The 7,920-nt window shown below is 63.3% G+C and carries 3 protein-coding genes; all 3 read right to left on the reverse strand.

The window, feature by feature from the left end:
* Window positions 1–105 precede the first annotated feature (105 nt).
* Window positions 106–5,637, reverse strand: coding sequence for an NEL-type E3 ubiquitin ligase domain-containing protein (locus tag ABQX22_RS02355; protein WP_349796092.1), 5,532 nt, complete (start codon window positions 5,635–5,637; stop codon window positions 106–108).
* Window positions 5,638–5,720: 83 nt separating this feature from the next.
* Window positions 5,721–6,206, reverse strand: coding sequence for a nuclear transport factor 2 family protein (locus tag ABQX22_RS02360; RefSeq protein WP_349796094.1), 486 nt, complete (start codon window positions 6,204–6,206; stop codon window positions 5,721–5,723).
* Window positions 6,207–6,301: 95 nt separating this feature from the next.
* A complete protein-coding gene (locus tag ABQX22_RS02365; RefSeq protein WP_349796096.1) occupies window positions 6,302–7,597 on the reverse strand; it encodes a CynX/NimT family MFS transporter in 1,296 nt (431 codons plus the stop codon).
* Between the last annotated feature and the right edge of the window lie 323 nt (window positions 7,598–7,920).

Raw genomic sequence — 7,920 nt, forward strand, 5'->3', positions numbered from 1 at the left:
GCACATCGAAGGATGGCGGATTCTAACAGATGCCCTGCGGGTGCCTGTCAAACCGCCGATCACCTGCCCCGCGGACAGGGCAAGTGAGCGGTGATGAAACGACGATCAATCGTCGTACTTGATCCCCTCCTGATACGTCAGTTGTTTGAGCAGCTCCCGCTCACGGACTTTCTGGTCCGCGTCGAGGGCTGCGATGCGGGCCAAATACACGTCGTCGAGCTCGGGATATTCGTCCTCGACCCGTGCCCTTTCGGCTTCGAAGGTGGCGTGCAGTTCGGCCAATTCAGGTGCATGGGCCTCCCGCAACCAGCCGATCCAGAAGTCCCGACCCAGCAGATTCGACAAAAACTCGGGGCTGCCCTGGCTGCCCAGCACCGTCGCTTCCACCGTTTGCAGCTCGTCCGCCGTCACGGCCGCTGCGGTGCGATACAGCATTCTCGCGGGGGGTAGCGGCAGGTCCAGGCTTTCGGCCAGACGCAGACGATAGGCCAGCCGAACCTCGGCTTCGTCGCGCCCGACACTGTTGGCCCGGGCCAGGCGATCGACTTCGTCCAGGCGGTACAGCCTGCGCGCCAGCCGATACACGCTGGGCCCGCGCTCAGCGTCCGCAATGTTGCGCAGCGAGTCCCGGGTGAACACCTGGACTTCCATCTGATTGAACTCCAGACGTACGCCATCGCCACAGGTGCGGCTGGCAATCGCTTCTTCGGCCATGGCGTTGAGCAACTGACGCAGTTGCGGGTCGTCGGCCGCGGCGCCCAGTACGTGCCAGACCCGTTGCACCAGCGCCTCGTGAGCCCTCAGGTAATCGGCGGTTTCCTGAAGGCGACCGACCAACGCCAGCAACATGGGCGCATCGTCGGCTGCCTGAATCTGATCCCAGATCTGTCGATAGCCGACCAACGCCTCAGGTGTGCCGTCCAGCCACGGGTCGATACCCATTCGCGCGCCGCTGCCAGTGGGGCCGTGCTGATGTTGCGAGGCGTCGGAATCCGAGTCACTTTCCATCAAGGTATCGCCGTCCGAATCCGACGACGACCACGCCTGCTCGGCTGGCATCTCACGGATATCCTGCGGCAGGTCCATGTAAAAGCTGAACGACCTGTGACTCCCGTATTCACTGGTGTGGGCCCTGATCAGGGTCTCCCGGGTCAGCGGATTGCCCTCCAGCGAAATCTCCGTGTGCTCGGCATGGTTGCTGCGGTTTCTGAGGAGCGCTTCCGGCAGTTCCGTCAGTTGATTGTTCGTCAGCGACAGCGCATCGATACCGCCCGGCAGGAAGCTGCTCAGCCACTCTGGCCACGCACTGATGCCCACATTATTGAGGGTGATGGAATCCCAGTGTCGCCTCATCACCGGCGACGTGCTGATCTCACCCAGCCGATTGCCGCTCAAGTCCAGATGGCGCAAGGTCGGCAGGCTGCTGAAGTAATCCATGGCGGCCTGATCGATGACCAGGCCCTGGTCGGTGAGGGCCAGTTCGCGCAAGACCGGCAGCGCGCTCAAGGCGTTCGGCAGCGTAGTCATGGGCGTCACGTGGCCGTCGATTTCCAGCGACGTCAGCTCCTGGAAACGCACCAGAAACGCGTCCAGCTCAGCGGCATCGGTGGCAACGTTACGCAGTGCGAGGCTGTTGACGTTGCGGTAAAAGGTGTCCGGGAGCAGCCGTGGGAATTCAGCCAGCGCGGTGGAATCGATCAGCACCGGCATCGATGCACGACCAGCCACGCTGCCGCGCCAATGATCAACCAGGGACGCTCCCAGGCGGCGGCGGATCGCGATCATCTCCTCGCTCAACGGGGCACGGGAGGATGACGCATCGGCCCAGTCGCGAAGCGCCGCTTCCAGCTGCGCCTGCTCACCCAGAAGATGCTGCACCACCGGTTGCAATATGGGCGGCAAACCCGGGTCGATGAGCACCGCCCGCCCAGGCGTCATACTGCGCAGGCTCAGTTCGATCATTTCGCTGCGCGAAAGACGATTGCCCAGCAGCCGGATCACCGATGGACGGGCAGCAGGCATGTCGCCGAGCAACAACTGATGCGGCAGTTGATCAATGCGATTGTCGACCAGTGAAACCTCGGCGATACGTCCCGGCACCAGAGCGTCCAGCCAGGCCGGCCAGTCACTCAGGCCCAGACTGTCGAGGCCGAGCCGCTCAAGGTCCAACTGCACCGCGCCTGGGGCAATTGACGCCAGATGGTGGTTGCCGCTGAGATCCAGACGCTCAAGCTCTGGCAGGCTTGCGAAACGGTTCAGCGTTTCAGCGTTAAGCTCCAACCCCTGACGGATCAGGCTCAGTGATCGCAAACCCGGCAGCTGAGTGGTAACGATGCGGGGTAAATCACTCATCCGGGTAAGGTTCAGACCCGAGTTGGGACTGCGACTGATTTCAAGCGCCCTGAGTCGGGTAAAGCGCCCAAGAAACGTTTCGAGCACGTCGGTGCCCCCCGCCGTGCCCACGGCCCAGGCGCTGGGTTCACCTGCCGTGCTCGCGACATCAAGCATCTCCAGGCGCTGGACACTGGCATAGAAAAAAGACGGCAGTTGCAGCGGGAAGTCTCTGAGCTGGACCATTTCCAGGCGCAACACTGCGGCTTGCGAGGGCCCTGGGATGCTGCGCACCTGCCAGTGCTGCTGGATGGCCTGGCCGATACGGGTGCGGCTCTCCAGTCGGGCGGCGTCCGGGTTCAACAGTTCGGCCGATCGCAGCGTCCATTGGTCCAGCGCGGCGCGCAGCGCCTGGCGCTCGTCCTGTAATACGTCGAGTCGGGCGTTGATGTCGGCGTTGGACAGCCCTTCAATGCGCAGAGCGGTGAGCACGTCTTGCGCGGTGACGTCTTCCAGCGCCAGCGAACCGATCCGCCACAGCAAGTGATCTTCGTTCACAAACCCCGGCAACTGGCCTCTGCCGCTCAGGGCATACCCCACACGGCCCTGGCTCAACTGCCTGGGCAGGTTGAACTTCAAGGGCGTTTCGCGCATGCCCAGAAGCTTCGACGCCTGAGCGCGATCAGCCATCGCACCGTTGGCCAACGCAGCCTTGAGCTCGGGGCCTTGGGCTACATGCGGGAACCCCAACGCGCGGCGAGGTCCGTCGGGCAGGGCGTGAAGGATCGAGTCATACAGGTTGTCGCCCTGTCTGGGGACACTGTTGAGGGCATTGTTGTCGGCATCGAAGGCCTGATAACGGCCATTGGACTTGACCAGCTTCTTGACGTGCGCCGCCTCCGAACTGCCGAGGCTGTCCAGCAAGGGGCCCCAGGGTGAATCCTTGCGCACCTCAAGGCGCACCTGATCCGTCCAGCCGGGCAGGGTTTCCAGCAGATGCAGGCCCAGAATTTCCGTATCGAGACTTGCGACGTTGTCGAGATAGAAACCCTCGAACGCACGATTGAGCCGCGTCTGTCTCTGCTGCCAGGCCGCCGCTTCGCCGACCCGCAGTGGGACGCGCCCGCTGTCGAGCATCTGCTGTTTTTCCGCAGCGGTCAGGGTGACCAGCAGCTCATCGGCTACTGCCGTGGGCAACAGCGGGAAATCACGACGGATCAGCAACACTGCCGGGTCCGTTGACTGTTCACTGGCCGCGTACAACTGCTCGAAGGCTTGAGCCCGTGAACCTGCGGCCGCCTCGTCCCAATACTCGAGCGTCGCGTCCAGCTGAAAGCGTTTGATCGTGTCGCGCAGTTGCCCCGGCGGGGCGCCGCTGTCCCCGTGCATCTGGCGCAGCAGCCCCGTGTCGACACCGGTCACGCTCAAAATGTGCTCGGCGCGGGATTCCGACAGGCCAGAGACCGAATGCCCAAGCCGGCGGAACAGTTTGTCCTGCGCCCACTGCTCCGGCAACTCGCCCTCGACACGGAAAGCGCCTACGCCGTTGTGCTCAAGCGCCGGGGCGAACGGGTGGTCGTCATGGGGGTGTTTGAGGGTCCACTTGTCCAGGGCCGGGTCTCGTTGCACCTCGTAACGCTGCCCATCCAGGGCGATGTAGTGTTTGCCGTCATGCTCGACCACGCCCTCGACTGTGGGCATCAGGCCTTCGGGCAGGACATGGCTGGAGGCGAACGGCGCAAGGTCCGGCTTCCACAGCCGAGCCTGCCCGTTCCGCAACTGGATCGGCATGATTTCGCCGGCGAACCGATTGCCCGGTATCGCTGGGGGTTCAGGCACTTCGGCGCCAGCGGCCGCCGAGCCCAATAACGCCATGAACGCGATGTTCGCGGCCACACCGTCCAGATGGTCAAACGCCTGATCGAAGTCGCCGTGGCTCAGATCGGCCACACCCAGGTACACCTCGCTGACCAGCTCCACAGCCGCGTACACCATCAGCATCTGTCCGAGCACTGGCACGAACGACGCGGCCATCATGAACAGATTCAGCTCAAGGTCGATCCACGGCTGCAAGCGCTCGCGTCGGGTTTTTTCGTCTTCGTCTTCGGTCGGCACCGCCAGAAAGCGCGCGTTGTCCTTGATCAGGTCCATCTGCTGTTGGTACATGCGGCCTGTCAGTTCGACGTAGATCGGTGTGGTGCCCACTTCAAGATCGGCCTTGGGATCGGCCGGCCGGTGTCGCAGCCCGGCGGCAAACCATCGACCATCCACGGCACTCAACGGGTACAGACGCCGGTTCAGCCGGTTGAAAAAAGGCGCCCGGTTACGCTCACCGATCAGTTGCGCGAAAAACTTTTGATAGCCCTGGCTCAACAGTCGGCTGCGCAGGTCGTTTTCCAGTTCGGTCAGCGAAGCGAACGTTTTGAACGGGCTGATCGGGTCCTGCGGGATGTACAGCAGCAGCGGCACTTGAGTGAACGTCCAGGTCGCCTGCGGCTTGATGATGACCACGCGCGGAATCTCGACACCGAACAGCGTCAGCGCTTCGAACATGATCGGCAGATCGCCGAACTGCGGATCGGGGCGCCGTGATGCGATGGCCAGTACAGCGTCGAGGGCATCCTTGCCGATGTGTTTGCGCAGATAGGCCGCTTGGGCATACAGCGCCATGTCAGCCAGATCGTTGGCAATGAATGCCGCGCGGGCATTGTCGCGCACGACGGTTGAGGCAGTACCGGGCGCGTCGTCTGGCTCCAGTACCTCCTGCAGATGGTCCTGATATTTCCGACCGATATTCAGGTGACGGCAGACATCGGCGAACTGTTCCGGCGCGATGTTTTTCGGATGCGTCAGACCCTCGCTGTTGAGAACCGCAGCCGATTTCAGAAAGCCACCAGCAGCCGACTCCTTGCGCTCGAAGTTGTGCAGGGCGGCTTCCAGCAAGGTAAATCGGGTCGCCGGGCCCGTGGCGCCGCTGGGTTTGAGGGTCGGGTGAAACAGTCGGTCGGTCTTGGGGTTCAAGCCTGGTCCGAAGCGGGTATCGAGCGCCTGACGCAACAGCGGTTCGGCAAAATCGGTCAGGCTTTTGAGGGGTTTGAGCAGCGCCCTGAGCTCGGCGCGGGCGTGGCGGCTGTCCTGCAGCGAGCGTCGGTAGGCGGCACGTTCTTGGGGCGTGGCGTCAATGAAGGCAGCAGGCAGGTGTTTGTGAATCACACCGAGAATGGGGTCATCCGCAAACTGCTGCGTTAGCTGATCGAACGTCGAAGGCAACGCGGTCTGTGCAGGGATGTAGGGTGTAACGGGCATAGCGCAATTTCCTTATCGCTAACGAATAAGGAATTGACGTTACACAGACCCGGCCGCGCTAAAGGCATAAATAGATAATGCGCTCACCGAGCGGCCTTGAATGCCTTGAGCCCTTTATGGGCCTGCGCACGGATGGCGTTCTGCACCATGGGTGTCCAGCCCAGCAGAGCGCCCTTGGCCCCGAGCGCCTGACGCGACCAGCGCCAGAGATCGAACTGATCATGGTGTTCGCAGATCTTGCCGTCACGAAACACGAAGCGCGCCTGTATGTCGTTGATCACGGTGCGTCCGGTCTGGGTGAACAGGTACGTCGCTACCCAATGGGCACTGCCCGTCCAGGCATCGGCATGCACCTGATCGAACACCAGAGAGAACGCCTTGGCGCGGGAGGTCAGCATGCGCCACATGTCGCCCGCGTCGCGACCTCGCAGCTCGCCGAACACCGGGTCGCTGAAGAGCACATCGTCGGTGTAGCAGGCCGCCATCGTTTCGGCGTCCAGTTGGTTGAAGGCTTCGTAGAAGCGGGTGATCAGGTCGGCGTTTTCGTCACTGTGTGTGGTTTCGCTCATGCGCGGTCACGTCCATGGGGTCAGCGGATCAGAAACCGCACAATAAGCGCCAATGGACCCATTGCCAAAGGCATTCGCCAGACGAATCACCCCACTCAGACTTTCTCGCTGGTGACCTGCACGTAGCGGGCGCGACCGGCGCCCAGGCCGGCCACCGTCGCAGCGATACCAATGACCGCGAATATCCAGCCCACCGCGCCCCAGCCGCCGGTCACATCATGGACGATCCCCACAGCGAAGGGCCCCATGGACGCCAGCGTGTAGCCGACGCCCTGGGCCATGCTCGACAGGTTGGCCGCGACGTGGGCATCACGCGAGCGCAGCACGATCAGGGTCAACGCCAGGCTGAACGTACCGCCCTGCCCCAGCCCCAGCACGATGGCCCAACCCCACAATCCGTCCAGCGGGGCGTACAGGCAGCCGAACAGACCGGTGAGGGTTAATGCCATGACGATCACAATCGCCAGCCGTTGATCCTTGCCGCGGGTGGCGAGCCAGGGGGTGCTCAGCGAGGTGATGAGCTGAATCAGGATCGAGCCGGACAGGAGCAACCCGGCATCGACCGGCGTCAGGCCGCGACCGATGAGGATCGACGGCAACCAGCCGAAGACGATGTAGGCCAGTGACGATTGCAGGCCCATGTACAGCGTGACCTGCCAGGCCAGCCGATCGCGGAATAGTCCGCGCACCCGGTAAGACACCGGGTGCGCACCGTGCCCCTGCCGCGCGTGAGGAAACCAGATCACCGCGGCCAGGACCGCAGGCACGATCCAGAACCCGAGCCCCCACTGCCAGCTGTCACCCAGCGCATGGCTCAAGGGCACCGTCGCCCCCGCTGCCACCGCCGCCCCGAGACACAGCGCCATGGTGTAGACGCCGGTCATCGCCCCGGCCTGCTGAGCGAAGTCGCGCTTGACGATGCCGGGCAGCAGCACACCGATGATGCCGATGCTGGCGCCGGCCACGAGGCTGCCGGCGAAGAGCCCGACTTCGCCGAACAGGCTGCGCAGGACGATGCCGCCTGCCAGCATCAGCAGAATCCCGAAGACCACCCGCTCACTGCCAAAACGGCGAGCCAGCATCGGCGCCAGTGGCGCAAACAGTCCCAGGCACAACACTGGCAACGTCGTCAGCAGACCGGCCTCGGCGGCCGACAACCCGAGTCCGCTGGACACATCACTGAGCAGCGGCGCCATGCTCGACAAGGCCGGGCGCAGGTTCAACGCCACGAACACCAGCCCCACCAACAGCAGCCAGGGACGTTTCAACACCGGCTGCGCCCGCTGTACCTGATCGTCGTCCGCTTCGCAGTCGATCAGCAGTTCATCAAGGTCATGGTGGGGGATGGGATGATGGGAGGTGTCGCTCGCCGTTGGCGCCTTGGTCGTCATGGGATTCTCGTGGGGGCAGGAGGTGTAACAGCGCATAGCGCAAAGAAAGCATCCTGTTCGAGAACAGAACGGAACACAAGTTTCGCGGTGATTGCGTACAGTTTTGAAGGGGCGGCGCGCGAAGCCGATCCGCTTCTGCCGAAAGGCGTGGGAGGGAGCTTGCTCGCGAAGAGGTCGTTACAGCCCCCGCATCTCTGGCGCCCGAACCAACGCCTTCGCGGGCAAGCGCGCTCCTACAGGCCTGCGGCCAGAATCAAAAGCCTGGGGGCACGCGGATCTGCTTCTGCCCGGAGGGCGTGGGAGCGTGGCTTGCCCGCGATCTG

The organism is Xanthomonas sp. WHRI 1810A, assembly GCF_040202885.1.
Lineage (GTDB): Bacteria > Pseudomonadota > Gammaproteobacteria > Pseudomonadales > Pseudomonadaceae > Aquipseudomonas.